Source organism: Pseudomonas putida, from assembly GCF_005080685.1.
Classification (GTDB): Bacteria; Pseudomonadota; Gammaproteobacteria; order Pseudomonadales; family Pseudomonadaceae; genus Aquipseudomonas; species Aquipseudomonas putida_V.
The window spans coordinates 6,003,468-6,019,448 of sequence record NZ_CP039371.1 but is presented as its reverse complement, the minus strand read 5'-3'; the positions used below and the strand labels follow the sequence as shown (position 1 = coordinate 6,019,448).

Sequence of the window (15,981 nt, the reverse complement as noted above, 5' to 3'; positions counted from 1 at the left end):
ATCGTGGCAAGGCGTTACCCGCAAGCGCTGGGCGGCTGCCCGGCGCTTGCATGTCCGCTTAGTAGCGGTAGGCGTCCGGCTTGAACGGGCCTTCGACGGTGACACCGATGTACTCGGCCTGCTGCGGGGTCAGCTGGGTGACCACGCCGCCGAAGCCGCGAACCATTTCCAGGGCCACTTCCTCGTCGAGTTTCTTCGGCAGCACTTCCACGGTCAGGCGCTCGGCCTTCTTGGCGGCTGGCAGTTCGGCGAACTTCTGCTCGAACAGGAAGATCTGGGCCAGGACCTGGTTGGCGAACGAACCGTCCATGATGCGGCTTGGGTGACCGGTGGCGTTGCCCAGGTTCACCAGGCGGCCTTCGGCCAGCAGGATCAGGTAGTCGTCGTTCTGCGGGTCGAAGGTACCGGCGCCGGTGCGGTGGATCTTGTGCACCTGTGGCTTGACCTCTTCCCATGCCCAGTTCTTGCGCATGAAGGCGGTGTCGATCTCGTTGTCGAAGTGGCCGATGTTGCAGACCACGGCACGCTTCTTCAGGGCCTTGAGCATGTTGGCGTCGCAGACGTTGACGTTACCGGTGGTGGTGACGATCAGGTCGATGCGGCCCAGCAGGTCGGCGTTGATGCCGGCTTCGGTACCGGTGTTGATGCCATCCTTGAACGGCGAGACGACTTCGAAGCCGTCCATGCAGGCTTGCATGGCGCAGATCGGGTCGACTTCGGTGACCTTGACGATCATGCCTTCCTGGCGCAGGGACTGGGCCGAGCCCTTGCCCACGTCGCCGTAGCCGATCACCAGCGCTTGCTTGCCCGACAGCAGGTGGTCGGTGCCGCGCTTGATGGCGTCGTTGAGGCTGTGACGGCAACCGTACTTGTTGTCGTTCTTGCTCTTGGTGACCGAGTCGTTGACGTTGATCGCCGGGACTTTCAGCTCGCCCTTGGCCAGCATGTCCAGCAGGCGGTGCACGCCGGTGGTGGTTTCTTCGGTCACGCCGTGGATCTTGTCCAGCATGGCCGGGTATTTCTTGTGCAGGATCTCGGTCAGGTCGCCGCCGTCGTCCAGCACCATGTTGGCATCCCATGGCTGGCCATCCTTGAGGATGGTCTGCTCGATGCACCACTCGTACTCCTGCTCGGTTTCACCTTTCCAGGCGAATACCGGGATGCCTGCGGCGGCGATGGCGGCAGCGGCCTGGTCCTGGGTCGAGAAGATGTTGCAGGACGACCAGCGGACTTCGGCGCCCAGGGCGACCAGGGTCTCGATCAGCACGGCGGTCTGGATGGTCATGTGGATGCAGCCGATGATCTTCGCGCCCTTGAGCGGTTGCTCGGCTTGGTACTTGCGGCGCAGGCCCATCAGCGCGGGCATTTCCGATTCGGCGATGATGACTTCCTTGCGGCCCCAGTCGGCCAGGGAGATGTCGGCGACCTTGAAGTCGGAAAAACCTGCAGGCGTGTTTACAGCGCTCATGAGAGCCTCCATTCGTAGTGTGCGAATGGGCGCCGTTGTGCGTTAAGCGTCCGCGGGAGCGAACAACGCCCCATCCGAGCCTGACAGGCCGAGCCTGCTGCAGCGCCCCTCGGATGGGTGGCGGGCATGGCCGCGCCCAGCCGAGGGGCGTCGCCATGTGAAACGGCAGGGATTATAGCCGCGCCGCTTGCCAAGCCCAAGGTTTTCCGTCGATTAATCGAGACGATAGTCGATGTTCAATGGAGTGCTGGCGGCGGCTCTGCCATCATTGCCGCATGTCAGGCAAGCAGGTCAGGAGTACAGATGAACTTTCATACCCGCAAATGGGTTAAACCCGAAGACCTCAATCCCAACGGCACCTTGTTCGGCGGCAGTTTGCTGCGCTGGATCGACGAGGAAGCGGCGATCTATGCCATCGTCCAGCTGGGCAACCAGCGCGTGGTGACCAAGTACATGTCGGAGATCAACTTCGTCAGCGCTTCGCGCCAGGGCGACATCATCGAACTGGGTATCACCGCCACCGAGTTTGGCCGCACCTCGATCAGTCTCAAGTGCGAAGTGCGCAACAAGATCACCCGCAAACCGATCCTCACGGTCGACAAGATGGTCTTCGTCAACCTCGGTGAGGACGGCCTGCCGGCGCCGCACGGGCGGACCGAGATCAAGTACATCCAGGACCAGTTCCCGGATTCCGCGGTGGAATGAAATTCGCGCATGGCGCTTGGCGGGCAAGCCCGCTCCTACAGGTGCTGAGCTGAACCTGTGGGAGCGGGCTTGCCCGCGAAAAGGCCAGGACCCGTTTCAAGGCTGGGCGCTGACCTTGCGTACCACGCGGCCGATGCTCAGGCCCTGCACCAGGATCGACGACAGCACCACGATGTAGGTGATCGACAGCAGCAGGTCACGCTCCTCGCCCAGCGGCAACGACAGCGCCAGGGCAACCGACACCCCGCCACGCAGGCCACCCCAGGTCAGTACCCGGACCGTGCCCTTGGGCACCGTGCGCCAGCGGCGCAGCAACAGGATCGCCGGTGCCACGGTCAGCAGCCGCGACAACAGTACCGCCAGTGCCAGGACGCTGCCCGCCGCCAGGTGCAGCCAGTTGAACGGCAGCAGCAACAGCTCCAGGCCGATCAGCGCGAACAGCAGGGCGTTGAGCATGTCGTCGATCAGCTCCCAGAAACCGTCCATGTAGCGACGGGTCATGTCGTTCATCGCCAGGTTGCGTCCCATGTTGCCGATGATCAGGCCGGCCACGACCATGGCGATCGGTGCCGAGACATGCAGCTCGTAGCACATCGCCGAGCCACCGATGACCAGGGCCAGGGTCAGCATGACCTCTACCTGATACTGCTCGACGCTCTTGATCATGCGGTAGGTGGCATAGCCGATCAGGCCGCCGAACACCACGCCGCCGATGGCCTCGCGGGCGAACAGCAACGCGGTTTCGCTGACGCTGGGCGTTTCGCCCAGCTGGACGATGCCCAGCAGCACGGTGAACACCACGACCGCGGTGCCGTCGTTGAACAGCGACTCACCGACGATGGTGGTCTTCAGCGGTTTTGGCGCGTTCGCGGTACGCAGCGCGCCGAGCACGGCGATCGGGTCGGTCGGTGAAATCAGTGCACCGAACAACAGGCAGTAGATCAGCGGCACCTGCCAGCCGAACAGGGCGAACACCCAGTGCGCGAGGAAGCCGATCACCACGGTGGCAATCAGTACCCCAAGGGTGGCCAGCAGGCCAATCGGCCAGCGATAGCTGCGCAGGTCGGAAAGGTTGACGTGCAGGGCGCCGGCAAACAGCAGGAAGGCCAGCATCCAGTGCATCAGCAGGTCGTTGAAGTCGATCTGGTTCATCAACCCTTCGACACGCTCCTCCAGGCCGGGAAAGCCGATCAAGCTCAGGCCCTGGAGAATCAGAGAGAACAGCAGCGCCGTGACCATCACGCCGATGGCGGGCGGCAGGCCGATGAAGCGGTAGTTGACGTAGGTGAGAAGGGTGGTGAGGCAGATAAACGCAGCAACGAGTTCGAGCATCCCGAGTCCTGTAACAGTGGCTTCCAAGTCGTAACCCGAATGGCTCGGGCAGTTCTTTGATGATCTGGCGAGGGGCTCGGGACACACTTTTTGACTGTTTTGAGGGACAGCGTCCCATTGGCAAGGGTTCCCGGCTGTGCTTCAGGCTTGCAGTTCTGCTGTGGCCGCTTCAACGAGGGGCGGCACCACAGGTTGCCCCTGCAGGCCTGAACCTGGTAAGGCAACGTGCGCAATGCGCGTTGAAAAATATCTATCGAAGGGTTCCCAGTCAGGGTATTCCTCGGGCGATACAGCCAGCGCCATCAACCGGCCGATGAGGCCGCACAGCCAATCCGCGCATTGCAGCGTCTGAAACAAGTGACTTTCGCCTTGCAGAGGCGGCTCGATCAGGCTCCGGCACTTTTCGGCAGAGTCTTCAAACATCGCCAACGTGCATGCCTCCACATTTCGTTCTCGCCACTCATTGCCCGCACGCTGCTCATCGAGCAGCAACATGAAGGTCGAGTCGGTCTTTGCGCAGAAGCGGTCGATTGTTCTAACGGCTTGCAACAATTGGCGCTTGAACGTGGCGGTCGGATTGTGGGGAGGGGGCAAGCAAGCTTTGTGTTCGCCACCGTAAATGACGTGACCACCGACCTTGTTGATGCGGTTCAGCATTCGAAACGTCGCTTGCCTGAGCGCTCTGTATTTCGTGATGTTCCTCGTTGTGAACAGTTTCGACCCCTTCTTCTCCCATTGGTAGGCGGGCAGATCTCGTGGGTTGTCGTTGTCGATATCCCAAGCAAGTAACTGGCATTTCAATTGGTAGAAAAAGATGGCGAATTCCCTGACCTCTTCTGCCGGAAGCAGCACGCCACCCAGGCCGAATACAGGGCTCGTCCTGAACTGAGGGTGGTTGCGTGAAACGTATTGCCCGACATGGCCGAATTCGTCAAGGTAGGCCACATAGTGAGTCATGTTTTCCGGGTCCCGGTCCCAGAAGCACGAAAGCCCGCATGCTTGCGCATTGCGGGCTTCGGAAGGTGGGCACGGGTAACCCCATGCGTTGCGGCTATCCTATTCCCGCTGTCGCCACGGCGTCAAACGTGATTCGTAAGTGATTATGTTTACATGCAGGTGCGCATGGACTGGTTTTAAAAAACGTGGAATTTATGGGAGGACAGTGTATTGGTAGGCGCTTGAAGAATTGCCTCTAGATGACGTTGGCTTCTCGCTTGGCTTTGTAATCTATTTCGCCCTACTTGCGGCTCGGCCTATCGAGCCACTTTTCTTCTTCGCAAGGACTGTGTCGCGTGCTGGCAACTTCCCTGGTTTTGGTCGCGGCCCTGTTGCATGCGACCTGGAATACCTTGATCAAATTCAGCGGCGAGCGCTTGCTGGTCATCGCCAGCATGGACTCGGTGGCGTTGGTGTTCGCCGTTGCCGCGGTGGCCTTCGTCGAGGTGCCGCCCGCCGAGATCTGGCCCTGGCTGCTGGCCTCGGCGTTTGCCGAGCAGCTTTACCGCTTTCTGCTGATCCAGGCCTATCGGGTCGGTGACCTGGGCCTGGTCTATCCTCTGATGCGCGGGCTGTCGCCGTTGGTGGTGCTGGCCTTGACCCTGGCGTTTGCCGGCGAGTCGCTGAGTAGGCAGCAGATCATCGGCATCTTGCTCATCCCTTGTGGCATGGCCTGTCTACTTTGGCAGGGCGGGGGTGGGGACCGGTTGCCATGGTCGATGCTGCCGGTGGTGGCACTGATTGGCCTGTGCATCGGCTGCTATACCTGGTTCGACGGCCAGGCCGTGCGCTTGTGGGGCAAGCCCTGGGATTACCTGGTGTGGCTGACATTGCTCAGCGCCTGGCCGTTTCCCGTGATGGCAAGCGTGGCGCGGCGCGCGCCGTTCGTGTTGTTCTGGCGCACCCAGTGGCGCCTAGGGCTGGCGGTGGGTGTGTGCGTGTTGTTCAGCTACGCCCTGGTGCTCTGGGCCATGCACCTTGGCTCGGTGGCGGAGGCCGCAGCGCTACGCGAGTTGAGTGTGATCCTGGTGGTGCTGCTGGGCATGCGCTATCTCAAAGAACCTTTTGGCGGCCCCAGACTCCTAGCTTGCGGGCTGGTCCTGGCAGGCATGCTGGTGATGAAGCTCTAAACCTTTTTCGAACAAGGAGTCTCGAGCATGACCGTTGCCCTGTGGTGCATCCTGATCGCGCTGCTGTTGAACCCGCTGTGTGCCCTGGTCGCCAAGGTGAGCAGCGGCCGCTTCGGCCTCAAGGACAATCACGACCCGCGTGCCTTCCTCGATACCCTGTCGGGTTTGCCGCGGCGTGCCCATGCTGCCCAGCAGAACGGCTACGAGGCGTTTCCGGCATTTGCTGCCGCAGTGCTGGTAGCGGATATCGTCGGCAATGCCGAGCAGGTGACCCAGGATGTGCTGGGGGTGCTGTACATCACCAGCCGCTTGCTGTACATCATCTGTTACCTGGCGGACTGGGCGGCGTTGCGCTCGCTGACCTGGTTTGCCGGGTTGGCGTTGATCGTATCGTTCTTCGTGGTTTCCATCTGAATCGCAGTGCGCCGTTCGCGGGCCTGCCCGCGAACGGCGCACCCCGGATCAAAGCACTTTCGGTACTTCCGGCAGCGGCTTGCCCTTTGGCCACAGCATCCAGATCTGGCCTTGCTGCTTCATGTTTCCAGCCAGTTCGCCGGCCTGTGGCCCGGTTCCCCAGAACAGGTCCGCACGCACCTCGCCGCTGATCGCTCCGCCGGTGTCCTGGGCGCCTACAGGGCGCACCACCGGCGACCCATCGGGGCGCGTCGTCGATAGCCACAGCAGGCTGCCCAGGGGGATTACCTTGCGGTCGATGGCCACGCTGTAGCCGGCGGTGAGCGGTACGTTGAGCGAGCCACGTGGGCCCTCGTTGCTGTCCGGGCGGGTGCTGAAGAATACGTAGCTGGGGTTGCTGGCCAGCAGTTCCGGCACGCGCTGAGGATTGGCCTCGGCCCAGGCATGGATGCTGCCCATGCTCACTTCTTCTTTCTTCAGTTGGCCTTGCTCCACCAGCCACCGGCCGATTGGCCGATAGGGGTGGCCATTCTGGTCGGCGTAGCCCAGGCGCAATTGGCGACCATCTTCGAGCTGAACCCTTCCGGAGCCCTGAATCTGCAGGAACTGCAAGTCCATCGGGTCGGTCAGCCACGCCAGGACCGGGGCCTTGGCGCCATCGCGGTTGATCACTTCGGCGGTGTCGTAGGGCTTGAGCACGCGTCCGTCCAGGCGGCCACGCAGGCGCTTGCCCTTGAGCTCGGGGTACACGCTGGCCAGGTCGACCACGATCATGTCCTCTGGCACCCCGTAGACCGCCACATGCGCAGTTTCACTGCGGGTCAGGCTGCCTGGGTAGACCGGCTCGTAGTAGCCGGTGATCAGGCCGTTGGCATCGTTCTGCGCCGAGCGCAGGCCGTAGACCGCGAGGTTCTGCTGGAGGAAATCACGCACCTGAAGGGCGTCGTCGGTTACCTTGGCAGCGGCCTCACAGGTCTCGGCCCACACTGCATCGCGCTTGAGCTTTTCACAGCCGTTGCGCCATGCCTGGAAGCCGGCCAGCAGATCGCTGTCGCTGACGCTGGGCAGGTCCTGCCAGGTGGCGGTGGCGTAGGTGGCGATGGCGTGTGGCTCGGGCTTGGCGCTTTCGCCTCCGTTGCAGCCTGCCAGCAGGGCAAGGGCTGGGAGCGTCCAGGTCAGATGACGCAGGGCTGATCTCATGAGTGTGTTCCTGTGTGCGGCGAACATGAAGAATCGCCCCTGTTATTTATGTGGCTATTGGCCTTTGTGCACGTGGCAGCGATACTGGCCGGCCCTCTGGCAAGGCCTGGATGACCATGACGTACAAGCGATTGACCGTGATACTGCTCGCCGCGTTGAGCCTGGCCGCCTGCGGGGGTGTCGACCCGAACTCTCCATTGGGCATGCGCAAGGCCATCTTCAAGCACATGCTGCACACCAGCGAGGATCTGGGCGGCATGCTGCGCGGTCGTGTCCCGTTCGATGGGGCGAAGTTCGCCGAGGGCGCAGTGAAGCTCGATGGGCTGGCGCATGAGCCGTGGCAGCATTTTCCGCAGGCCAAGGATGCGGGCGACAGCAGCGCCCGACCGGAGGTCTGGGAAAAGCAGGCACGCTTCCACGACCTTGCCCGGCAGTTGGAGGGCGTCACCGCGGAGCTGGTCGATGCGACCCGCACGCAGCCACTGCAACCTGCGCAGTTGAAGGCGCCGATGGACAAGGTCGAGGCTGCCTGCAAGGCCTGTCATAGCGAGTTTCGTAACCATTGAGTGCGTGTGGCGGGCTCATCGCCGGCAAGCCGGCTCCTACTGTGAAGCGACCACTTTTGTAGGAGCAGGCCGGGGCATTCAGCGGTCCAGTTCGTCCACGGCTTCCTGCAGCTCTTTGCGGGACTCGGCGAGTTTGTCCTTACGCTTGTTGATCTTTTCTGCGTCGCCTTTCTTTTCCGCCTTCTTCAGATCTTTTTCGCGCTGGGCAACTTCGTGGCGGGCGTCCAGGACCTTCTGTTCGCGCTCTTTGCGCAGGCTGGCGTCGGTGCAGTTACCGACTCCACGCAGGGCCTCTTCAAGGCCGGCGACCTGGCCGCTATTGCCTTTATCGCGGGCAATCTTCAGCTGGTTCTCGATCGCACTGCGCTTGGCGGCGCAACCGGTCAGGCCCTCGTCTGGCTGGGCGGCCTGGGCGGAAGCGGCGGCCAGTCCGAGTGTTGCCAGCAGCGCGAGGGTGGAAATACGTTTCATAGGGCCTCCTTGACGGGGCGGGGCAGCAAAAAAGTTGGGGGAAATCCTGCCTTGGTTTTGCCGATTTAGAAACCCTTTCTGGTCACTTCCTTAGCAAACTCAGAATTTTCCTATGAGTTTTTTGTTAGGTCTTATTGCTTGGCAAGCGTCGTGGCACGCGGAAACCCGTCAATGCCGCTGTTGCCCAGCTCCCAGGCGAGCTCTTGCACGTATGGCGAGGCGAAAAAGGCAGTCAACTGGTTGGCTCGCATTTGGCCAATGCCCGGCAAGGCTTGCCAATCAGGTGCGGTGCGTCGAGCCAGGCGTTGCCAGTCTCCCTCCAGCACCGCGCCTTGCGGCGCCGGTATGCCCAGCCCTCTCATCCACTGCGTAAACGGGCGCGAGCGCGCGCTGTCGAACTGCGCGAGCAAGCGGGCAGCCTTGCTGTCGCTGATGCCTGGTAGCGATGCCAGGCGCGCGGCGTCGAGGCTCAGCCAGTCTGCCAGGGAGGTCACCTCGCCGGCGCGGACCAGGCTGCGCCATGTGCCGGAGCCAAGACCGTTCAGTGCCAGGCCCTGCTTGCCGCTGAGCCAGACAAGCCGGGCCACGAACTGCTCCTCGCAGCCTTCGCCGGCCTGCCAGCAGCTATGGGCGTGGTAGCGCGCGGGATCTGGCGCAGCCAGCGGCTGACGTTCGCCGGCACGGTGCACGACTTGCTCGAAGCGCGGGATGGTCAGGCCGGCCAGGCTGATCGCGACCTGGTCGCCCGGCCGGATGTCGAGTGCCTGCCAGCGTGCCAGGGAGCCGAGGCTGACCTGGCCGATGCGGCGATCATCCAGCTGCACTGGCGCGAGCTTCAATACTGGGGTGACCTGCCCGGTGCGGCCGATGCGAAATTCCACGTCGCGCACTTCGGCCAGTGCTTGTGAGAAAGGGTACTTCCACGCCGCGATCCAGTAAGGGGCGCGGGCTTGCCAGCGCCCGGCCGGTGGCCGCCTGTCCTGGCGCAGGATCACGCCGTCGGTGGCGAAGGGCAGTGGCGACCGATACCAGTGCTGGCGCCAGTGAGCGGCCTGTTCCGAGGTGGCGATGGCCGCGCTGTAGCGCAGGCTGTCGGCAAACCCCAGTGCTGCAAGTTGCGCCAGTCGTTCGGCCTGGTTGTCCGGCCCATGTGGCCAGTCCCAGACGAACAGGCCGATGCGAAGGCCTTGTTCTGCTCCCAATCGCTTGCGCGCGAGCAAGCCGGCGACGTCAGCACGGGCGTTGGCACTGCCCGCCTGGGCCTGCACATGCGCCTGCAGGCGCAGGTACAGCTCGCCTTGCAGCACGAGGTCCAGTGGTTGCGGCAGTTGCCGGGGCAGGTTGCCGAGGGCGGTGATATGGCGGCTCCAGTCATGGCCGTGAACGCCATCTCCGCGGCTGAGCACGCTCACCAATCGGCCCTGGCGGTAGACCAGGGTGGTGGCGACACCATCGACCTTGGGCTGGATCCAGACGCCTGTCTTGCCGGTCATCCAGCGTTCCACTGCCTGGGTGTCGGGCAGCTTGTCGACCCCGGTGTGCACGACCGGGTGGCTGATTGGGCCGCGGGCGCTGGCCAGGGGCGGCAACGGACCTGCGAGGTTGAAGCAGCGTTGCAGTTCGCGCAGGCGTTGCTGGCTCTGGTCGTAGATTTCGTCGGCCACCTGGGACACGCCCAGGCGGTGATACTGGTCGTCCCAGTAGGCCAGGGTGTCGCGCAGATGCGCGGCCTCGGTCTCGGCGTTCTCGGGTGTGCGGTCTGGGCATTGGGCGGCCTGGGCGCTGACGAGCGGCAGCGCCAGGAACAGGCTCAGTAGCAGAAGCAACGGCATTGCCTGCGTCCTTGCATGGCGAGTGGAACCGTCAGCCTAGGCGGTTGCTCGCAGCCTGGGGCGACGGGTTTGTCAGCCGATATTTCATGAAAAAAGCCCCTGCCAATCGCTTGACAGGGGCTTTCTCAGGCGGCTGTAGGAAACTTACAGGCCGGCAGCGTCACGCAGCGACTGGGCGCGGTCGGTGCGTTCCCAGGTGAAGGTGGTGAAGGTGTCGTCGCCGACGGTCTTCTGTTGCGGGGTACGGCCGAAGTGACCGTAGGCAGCGGTTTCCTGGTACATCGGGTGCAGCAGGTCGAGCATGTTGGTGATGGCGTATGGACGCAGGTCGAAGCACTCGCGGACCAGTTGCACGATCTTGTCGTCGGACACCTTGCCGGTGCCGAAGGTGTTGATCGAGATGGAGGTCGGCTGGGCCACGCCGATGGCGTAGGAGACCTGGATCTCGCAGCGCTCGGCCAGGCCGGCGGCGACGATGTTCTTGGCCACGTAGCGGCCGGCGTAGGCTGCGGAACGGTCGACCTTGGACGGGTCCTTGCCGGAGAACGCGCCACCACCGTGGCGGGCCATGCCGCCGTAGGAGTCGACGATGATCTTGCGACCGGTAAGGCCGCAGTCGCCCACTGGGCCACCGATGATGAAGTTGCCGGTCGGGTTGATGTGGTACTGGGTGCCCTTGTGCAGCAGCTCGGCCGGCAGGGTGTGCTTGACGATCAGCTCCATGACCGCTTCCTGCAGGTCTTTTTGCGAGACCTCGGGGTTGTGCTGGGTCGACAGCACCACCGCGTCGATACCGACCACCTTGCCGTTCTCATAGCGGCAGGTGACCTGCGACTTGGCATCCGGGCGCAGCCAAGGCAGCAGCTTGGACTTGCGCGCCTCGGCCTGACGCTCGACCAGGCGGTGCGAGAAGCAGATCGGCGCGGGCATCAGCACGTCGGTTTCGTTGCTGGCGTAGCCGAACATCAGGCCCTGGTCGCCCGCGCCCTGGTCTTCCGGCTTGGAGCGGTCGACGCCCTGGGCGATGTCCACCGACTGCTTGCCGATGATGTTCATCACGGCGCAGGTGGCGCCGTCGAAGCCGACCTCGGAGCTGTTGTAGCCGATGTCGATGATCACCTTGCGCACCAGCTCTTCCAGGTCGACCCAGGCCGAGGTGGTGACTTCGCCGGCGATGATCGCGACGCCGGTCTTGACCAGGGTTTCACAGGCTACGCGGGCGTACTTGTCCTGGGTGATGATGGCGTCCAGAACCGCGTCGGAAATCTGGTCGGCGATCTTGTCCGGATGCCCTTCGGACACGGACTCGGAGGTGAAAAGGGAGTATTCGCTCATCTCGACGGGTTCCTAAAATTTACCGGTGGTGAGTGTCGCCAGCCGTCCGCTGAAAATGGCGGACCTGGATCTGGAAACCGTTACGCAAGCCCACATAGAGGCTGTCCCCGGGGGCGAGCCCCGCTGCGTTGGCCCAGCGGGCCAGTTCGTCCTGCTCGAAGCCCAGCCAGAGATCGCCGCAGGCATCCCGCGCCCAGCTCTGGTCATGGCTGCACAGCTCGGTGATCAGCAGGCTGCCGCCCGCCGCCACCCGTTTGGCCAGCAGGCGCAGGGCCAGGGCCGGGTCGCTGAAATGGTGCAGCACCATGTTCAGCACAACGCAGTCGGCTTGCACATCCGTTGCACCCAGTGCATCGGCCAACTGCAGGTTTACGTTTGCCAGTTGCTCGCGCTCGCACACCTGGCGAGCCAGTTCGAGCATGGTCGGGCTGTTGTCCAGCGCGGTCACCCGGGCGAAGCGGCGGGCCAGGTCCGGCAGGAAACCGCCATCACCCGGGCCGACCTCCAGCGCGCTGGCGGTCGGCGCGAAACTCAGGTTGTCGAGCAGCGCCAGTAGGCTCTCGCGATACTGCGGCAGCCCGGCGATCAGGTCCTGCTGGGCGCGGAACTTCTCTTCGACGCGCAGGAAGAAGTCCTGGCTGGTGGCCGCGCGGCGTTGCTGCACCTGGGCGATGCGCGCCTGGACGTCTTCCGGCAAGGCCAGTTCGTCGACCTCCTCGAGCAGCGCAGCATGCAGGCGGCCCCCCAGACGCAGGCTGTCGGGCAGCGCACGGCGGTAGAAGATGGCGTTGCCCTCGCGGCGGGTAGCCACCAGTTCGGCCTGGGCCAGCACCTTCAGGTGATGGCTCATGCCCGACTGGCCGACGCCGAAGATCTGCGCCAGCTCCAGCACGCCGAACGAGTCGCTGGCCAAGGCCCGCAGGACGTTCAGGCGCAACTCATCGCCACTGGCTTTGCACAGGGCGGCCAGGGCGTCGCTTTGCTGGGGGATGGGATGCGCACGCAGGTTCATGACGCGGCAGTCTAGACAGGCAAGGTGTCCCCCGCAAGATCAATATCAAAAAGTTTTGATATTGATCGATAGGTGGCATCAAGAAGGGCTTCATCGACTGTCAATCCCTGCAATGACAGACTTTTCTTACAGATTCCGCTGAAATCACAGGAAAATCGTCCAACCGCGACCATCCGTCATTGCCCCCGGGGCCTGCTGTGGGCGAAAATGGCGACCTTTTTTCGTTTCACTACCTCATTCAAGCCCCAGGAGATTAGCGATGCCCAGCCGTCGTGAGCGTGCCAACGCCATTCGTGCCCTCAGCATGGATGCCGTGCAAAAGGCCAACAGCGGCCATCCAGGTGCCCCCATGGGCATGGCGGATATCGCCGAAGTGCTTTGGCGCGATTATCTGAAGCACAACCCGAGCAACCCGGATTTCGCCGACCGCGACCGCTTCGTGCTGTCCAACGGCCACGGCTCGATGCTGATCTACTCGCTGCTGCACCTGACCGGCTACGACCTGTCGATCAACGACCTCAAGTCCTTCCGCCAGCTGCACAGCCGCACCCCGGGCCACCCGGAATACGGCTATACCCCAGGTGTCGAGACCACCACCGGCCCACTCGGCCAGGGTATCGCCAACGCCGTGGGCTTCGCCCTGGCCGAGAAGGTCCTGGCGGCCCAGTTCAACCGTGACGGCCACAACATCGTCGACCACAACACCTACGTGTTCCTCGGCGACGGCTGCATGATGGAAGGCATCTCCCACGAGGTCGCCTCGCTGGCCGGCACCCTGGGCCTGAACAAACTGATCGCCTTCTATGACGACAACGGCATCTCCATCGATGGCGAGGTGCACGGCTGGTTCACCGACAACACCCCGGCGCGTTTCGAGGCGTACAACTGGCAGGTGATCCGCAACGTCAACGGCCACGATGCCGACGAGATCAAGATGGCCATCGAGACGGCACGCAAGAGCGACCGTCCGACCCTGATCTGCTGCAAGACCATCATCGGCTTCGGCTCGCCGAACAAGCAAGGCAAGGAAGACTGCCATGGCGCGCCACTGGGCAACGACGAAATCGCCCTGGCCCGCAAGGAACTGAACTGGCACTACGGCCCGTTCGAAGTCCCTGCCGAAATCTACGCCGAGTGGGACGCCAAGGCCGCCGGTGCCAAGGCCGAGGCCGACTGGAACCAGCGTTTCGAAGCCTACGCCCAGGCCTATCCGGAGCTGGCTGCCGAGTTCAAGCGCCGTGACAGCGGTGAGCTGCCGGCCGATTTCAGCGAAAAGGCCCAGGCCTACATCAATGAAGTCGCTGCCAAGGGCGAGACCATCGCCAGCCGCAAGGCCAGCCAGAACACCCTGAACGCCTTCGGCCCGATGCTGCCCGAGTTCCTCGGCGGCTCGGCGGACCTGGCCGGTTCCAACCTGACCCTGTGGAAAGGCTGCAAGGGCGTCGAAGCCAATGACGCCAGCGGCAACTACGTGTTCTACGGTGTTCGTGAATTCGGCATGACCGCGATCATGAACGGCGTTGCCCTGCACGGCGGCCTGGTGCCTTACGGCGCGACCTTCCTGATGTTCATGGAATACGCCCGCAATGCCGTGCGCATGTCGGCGCTGATGAAACAGCGTGTGATCCACGTCTACACCCACGACTCCATCGGCCTGGGCGAAGATGGCCCGACCCACCAGCCGATCGAGCAACTGACCAGCCTGCGCAGCACCCCGAACCTGGACACCTGGCGCCCAGCCGACGCGGTCGAATCGGCCGTGTCCTGGAAGCACGCCCTGGAGCGCAAGGACGGCCCATCGGCGCTGATCTTCTCGCGCCAGAACCTGCAGCACCAGCCACGCGATGCCCAGCAGATCGCCGACATCGACCGCGGCGGCTACGTGCTCAAGGACTGCGCCGGCGAGCCGGAACTGATCCTGATCGCTACCGGTTCGGAAGTGGGCCTGGCCGTTCAGGCACAAGCCAAGCTGACCGAGCAGGGCCGCAAGGTGCGTGTGGTGTCGATGCCGTGCACCAGCGTGTTCGATGCCCAGGACGCAGGCTACAAGCAGTCCGTGCTGCCGGTGGAAGTCGGTGCGCGCATCGCCATCGAAGCTGCCCATGCCGACTTCTGGTACAAGTACGTCGGCCTCGAAGGTCGTATCATCGGCATGACCACCTACGGCGAGTCGGCCCCGGCCAGCGCACTGTTCGAAGAGTTCGGCTTCACCCTGGACAACATCCTGAGTACTGCCGAAGAGCTGCTGGAAGACTGATGTAACAATGGAGGGCGGTGACGCCCTCTATGTCGCGCAAGGGGAGGGCTTCGCCCTCCATCGCGACGCAAGGCCGCTCCCACAGGTACTGCGCTATTCAGGTGATGGCGCGGTCCTTGTGGGAGCGGCCTTGCGTCGCGATGGGCCGCAAAGCGGCCCCCAAAGCCATCATGCGTTAGCGAGCCACCGAATGCCCCACCCGCGTCCCTACAAAGTTGCACTCAACGGTTACGGCCGCATCGGTCGTTGTGTCCTGCGCGCACTGTTCGAGCGAGGGGCGAAGGCCGGTTTCGAGATCGTCGCACTGAATGACCTGGCCGATCAGGCCAGCATCGAATACCTGACTCGCTTCGACTCCACCCACGGGCGTTTTCCCGGTGAGGTGAAGGTCGATGGCGACTGCCTGCATATCAATGGCGAATGCGTGAAGGTGTTGCGCAGCGCCACCCCCGAGGGCGTCGATTGGGCTGCACTGGACATCGACCTGGTGCTGGAGTGCTCTGGCGCCTACCACACCCGTGCCGATGGCCAGCGCTTCCTCGATGCCGGTGCGCCGCGGGTGCTGTTCTCCCAGCCCATGGCCAGCGAGGCTGACGTCGACGCGACGGTGGTCTACGGGATCAACCAGGATTGCCTGAGCGGTAGCGAGCGCCTGGTGTCCAACGCATCCTGCACCACCAACTGCGGCGTGCCCCTGCTGCGCGTGCTGGACCAGGCGTTCGGCATCGAGTACGTGCAGATCACCACCATCCACTCGGCGATGAATGATCAGCCGGTGATCGACGCCTATCATCACGAGGATCTGCGCCGTACGCGCTCGGCTTTCCAGTCGGTGATTCCGGTATCGACCGGGCTCGCTCGCGGTATCGAGCGGCTGCTTCCGGAACTTGCCGGGCGAATCCAGGCCAAAGCGGTACGCGTGCCCACCGTCAACGTCTCGTGCCTGGACATCACGCTGCAGACTGCGCGCGATACCAGCGCTAGTGAAGTGAACCAGGTATTGCGCGAGGCCGCGCTGAATGGCCCGCTCAAGGGCCTGCTGGCCTATACCGAATTGCCGCATGCCAGCTGTGATTTCAACCACGACCCGCATTCGGCGATCGTCGATGCCAGCCAGACTCGCGTTTCCGGCCCCCGCCTGGTGAACCTGCTGGCCTGGTTCGACAACGAATGGGGGTTCGCCAACCGTATGCTCGACGTTGCACAGCACTACCTGCACGTCGTCCACCCAACCCGCACCAAACAGCCCTGAAGGACTGCATT

14 protein-coding genes and 1 riboswitch are annotated in these 15,981 nt (G+C 63.3%); of the genes, 6 read left to right on the top strand and 8 right to left on the bottom strand.

All coding sequences use genetic code 11. The features are described from left to right. Window positions 1-58 precede the first annotated feature (58 nt). Window positions 59-1,468, bottom strand: coding sequence for an adenosylhomocysteinase (ahcY, locus tag E6B08_RS27900; protein ID WP_054900304.1), 1,410 nt, complete (start codon window positions 1,466-1,468; stop codon window positions 59-61). 20 nt (window positions 1,469-1,488) lie between these two features. After that, window positions 1,489-1,585: riboswitch (S-adenosyl-L-homocysteine riboswitch) on the bottom strand. Between the two features lie 186 nt (window positions 1,586-1,771). On the opposite strand from ahcY, the gene E6B08_RS27895 reads away from it, so the two are divergent. Continuing rightward, window positions 1,772-2,173 carry an acyl-CoA thioesterase gene (locus tag E6B08_RS27895; RefSeq protein ID WP_136916918.1) on the top strand — a complete coding sequence of 134 codons (402 nt, stop codon included), beginning with the start codon at window positions 1,772-1,774 and terminating at the stop codon, window positions 2,171-2,173. A 96-nt stretch (window positions 2,174-2,269) separates the two neighbouring features. Here the strand turns inward: E6B08_RS27895 and E6B08_RS27890 are convergent, their stop codons facing one another. Together E6B08_RS27890 and E6B08_RS27885 are read right to left on the bottom strand one after the other, a co-directional pair. Beyond that, a complete protein-coding gene (locus tag E6B08_RS27890) occupies window positions 2,270-3,505 on the bottom strand; it encodes a cation:proton antiporter (RefSeq protein WP_136916917.1) in 1,236 nt (411 codons plus the stop codon). 141 nt (window positions 3,506-3,646) lie between these two features. Next, window positions 3,647-4,462, bottom strand: coding sequence for a DUF3800 domain-containing protein (locus E6B08_RS27885; protein WP_136916916.1), 816 nt, complete (start codon window positions 4,460-4,462; stop codon window positions 3,647-3,649). Window positions 4,463-4,797: 335 nt separating this feature from the next. On the opposite strand from E6B08_RS27885, the gene E6B08_RS27880 reads away from it, so the two are divergent. Together E6B08_RS27880 and E6B08_RS27875 are read left to right on the top strand one after the other, a co-directional pair. Continuing rightward, the gene (locus E6B08_RS27880) at window positions 4,798-5,631 is read left to right on the top strand and encodes an EamA family transporter (RefSeq protein ID WP_136916915.1); all 834 of its coding nucleotides are present in this window, start codon (window positions 4,798-4,800) and stop codon (window positions 5,629-5,631) included. 27 nt (window positions 5,632-5,658) lie between these two features. Further along, window positions 5,659-6,045 (top strand): MAPEG family protein, encoded by a 387-nt coding sequence (locus E6B08_RS27875; RefSeq protein WP_136916914.1) that lies wholly within the window; start codon window positions 5,659-5,661, stop codon window positions 6,043-6,045. Window positions 6,046-6,093: 48 nt separating this feature from the next. On the opposite strand, the gene E6B08_RS27870 is transcribed toward E6B08_RS27875, so the two are convergent. Next, window positions 6,094-7,245: a murein transglycosylase A gene (locus tag E6B08_RS27870; RefSeq protein ID WP_136916913.1), complete on the bottom strand. Its 1,152-nt coding sequence runs from the start codon at window positions 7,243-7,245 to the stop codon at window positions 6,094-6,096. A gap of 110 nt (window positions 7,246-7,355) precedes the next feature. Here E6B08_RS27870 and E6B08_RS27865 point away from each other — a divergent pair, with 110 nt between their 5' ends. After that, entirely contained in the window at window positions 7,356-7,811 is a 456-nt protein-coding gene (locus tag E6B08_RS27865; protein ID WP_136916912.1) for a c-type cytochrome, read from the top strand. A gap of 78 nt (window positions 7,812-7,889) precedes the next feature. On the opposite strand, the gene E6B08_RS27860 is transcribed toward E6B08_RS27865, so the two are convergent. From E6B08_RS27860 to E6B08_RS27845, 4 genes are all read right to left on the bottom strand, one after another. Next, window positions 7,890-8,282: a DUF1090 domain-containing protein gene (locus E6B08_RS27860; protein WP_136916911.1), complete on the bottom strand. Its 393-nt coding sequence runs from the start codon at window positions 8,280-8,282 to the stop codon at window positions 7,890-7,892. Window positions 8,283-8,413: 131 nt separating this feature from the next. Next, complete coding sequence (gene ligB / locus E6B08_RS27855) at window positions 8,414-10,114, bottom strand: NAD-dependent DNA ligase LigB (protein ID WP_136916910.1); 1,701 nt, start codon at window positions 10,112-10,114, stop codon at window positions 8,414-8,416. Between the two features lie 144 nt (window positions 10,115-10,258). After that, on the bottom strand, window positions 10,259-11,449 hold the full coding sequence (gene metK / locus E6B08_RS27850) for a methionine adenosyltransferase (RefSeq protein ID WP_136916909.1): 1,191 nt from the start codon (window positions 11,447-11,449) through the stop codon (window positions 10,259-10,261). 19 nt (window positions 11,450-11,468) lie between these two features. Beyond that, a complete protein-coding gene (locus E6B08_RS27845; RefSeq protein ID WP_136916908.1) occupies window positions 11,469-12,461 on the bottom strand; it encodes an ArsR/SmtB family transcription factor in 993 nt (330 codons plus the stop codon). A 259-nt stretch (window positions 12,462-12,720) separates the two neighbouring features. Between E6B08_RS27845 and tkt the strand changes: the two genes are divergently transcribed. Both tkt and epd read left to right on the top strand, forming a co-directional pair. After that, complete coding sequence (tkt, locus tag E6B08_RS27840; RefSeq protein WP_136916907.1) at window positions 12,721-14,718, top strand: transketolase; 1,998 nt, start codon at window positions 12,721-12,723, stop codon at window positions 14,716-14,718. A 190-nt stretch (window positions 14,719-14,908) separates the two neighbouring features. After that, on the top strand, window positions 14,909-15,970 hold the full coding sequence (epd, locus tag E6B08_RS27835) for an erythrose-4-phosphate dehydrogenase (RefSeq protein ID WP_136916906.1): 1,062 nt from the start codon (window positions 14,909-14,911) through the stop codon (window positions 15,968-15,970). Window positions 15,971-15,981 lie beyond the last annotated feature (11 nt).

Bases quoted from the DNA above. Each gene is read 5' to 3' on its own strand.
- E6B08_RS27875 (WP_136916914.1), top strand. From the start codon at position 5,659: ATGACCGTTGCCCTGTGGTGCATCCTGATCGCGCTGCTGTTGAACCCG.
- E6B08_RS27865 (WP_136916912.1), top strand. From the start codon at position 7,356: ATGACCATGACGTACAAGCGATTGACCGTGATACTGCTCGCCGCGTTG.
- E6B08_RS27870 (WP_136916913.1), bottom strand. From the start codon at position 7,245: ATGAGATCAGCCCTGCGTCATCTGACCTGGACGCTCCCAGCCCTTGCC.
- E6B08_RS27860 (WP_136916911.1), bottom strand. From the start codon at position 8,282: ATGAAACGTATTTCCACCCTCGCGCTGCTGGCAACACTCGGACTGGCC.
- metK (WP_136916909.1), bottom strand. From the start codon at position 11,449: ATGAGCGAATACTCCCTTTTCACCTCCGAGTCCGTGTCCGAAGGGCAT.
- E6B08_RS27885 (WP_136916916.1), bottom strand. From the start codon at position 4,462: ATGACTCACTATGTGGCCTACCTTGACGAATTCGGCCATGTCGGGCAA.
- E6B08_RS27895 (WP_136916918.1), top strand. From the start codon at position 1,772: ATGAACTTTCATACCCGCAAATGGGTTAAACCCGAAGACCTCAATCCC.
- E6B08_RS27845 (WP_136916908.1), bottom strand. From the start codon at position 12,461: ATGAACCTGCGTGCGCATCCCATCCCCCAGCAAAGCGACGCCCTGGCC.
- epd (WP_136916906.1), top strand. From the start codon at position 14,909: ATGCCCCACCCGCGTCCCTACAAAGTTGCACTCAACGGTTACGGCCGC.
- tkt (WP_136916907.1), top strand. From the start codon at position 12,721: ATGCCCAGCCGTCGTGAGCGTGCCAACGCCATTCGTGCCCTCAGCATG.
- ahcY (WP_054900304.1), bottom strand. From the start codon at position 1,468: ATGAGCGCTGTAAACACGCCTGCAGGTTTTTCCGACTTCAAGGTCGCC.
- E6B08_RS27890 (WP_136916917.1), bottom strand. From the start codon at position 3,505: ATGCTCGAACTCGTTGCTGCGTTTATCTGCCTCACCACCCTTCTCACC.
- ligB (WP_136916910.1), bottom strand. From the start codon at position 10,114: ATGCCGTTGCTTCTGCTACTGAGCCTGTTCCTGGCGCTGCCGCTCGTC.